Raw genomic sequence first — 743 nt, 5'->3', positions numbered from 1 at the left:
GAGCGGCTGCGGGCCGGCGGCGCGGGCATCCCCGCCTTCTACACCCCGGCCGGCGTCGGCACCCAGGTCGCCGACGGCGGCCTGCCCTGGCGCTACGCCCCCGACGGCGCCGTCGCCCTCCCCTCCCCCGCCAAGGAGACCCGCCTCTACGACGGCCGCCCCCACGTTCTGGAGCACGGCATCACCACCGACTTCGCTCTCGTCCGGGCCTGGCGGGGCGACCGGCACGGCAACCTCGTCTTCCGCCGCGCCACCGCCCACTTCAACCCGCTGGCCGCCATGGCCGGACGGGTCACCGTCGCCGAGGTCGAGGAACTCGTCGAACCCGGTGCCCTCGACCCCGATCAGGTCCATCTGCCCGGGGTCTTCGTCCAGCGCGTCGTGCCGCTCACGCCTGCCCAGGCGGCCGACAAGCAGATCGAGAAGAGGACGGTGCGCGCCTGATGTCCTGGAACCGCAACCAGATGGCCGCCCGCGCCGCGGCCGAACTCGCCGACGGCTCGTACGTGAACCTCGGCATCGGACTGCCGACCCTCATCCCGGCGTACGTGCCGGCCGGCGTGCACGTGGTGCTGCACTCGGAGAACGGCATCCTCGGCACCGGTCCCTACCCCCAGGAGCACGAGGTCGACCCCGACCTCATCAACGCCGGCAAGGAAACCGTCACCGTCCTGCCCGGGGCGTCGTTCTTCGACTCCGCCCTGTCGTTCGGGATGATCCGCGGCGGACACATCGACACCGCC

Annotated in this window: 2 protein-coding genes; both read left to right on the top strand. The window is 72.7% G+C overall.

All coding sequences use genetic code 11. The features are described 5' to 3' along the window. Positions 1-444: CoA transferase subunit A (locus tag IE321_RS41585; protein WP_190226794.1), on the top strand; the 444-nt coding region annotated here is incomplete at its 5' end. Beyond that, the coding region (locus IE321_RS41580) for a CoA-transferase (RefSeq protein WP_308439762.1) at positions 444-743 on the top strand (300 nt) is incomplete at its 3' end. The genes IE321_RS41585 and IE321_RS41580, both read left to right, overlap by 1 nt.

This window comes from Streptomyces hydrogenans (assembly GCF_014656075.1).
GTDB classification, from domain to species: Bacteria; Actinomycetota; Actinomycetes; order Streptomycetales; family Streptomycetaceae; genus Streptomyces; species Streptomyces hydrogenans.
This window is presented reverse-complemented; position numbering and strand designations above follow the sequence as displayed.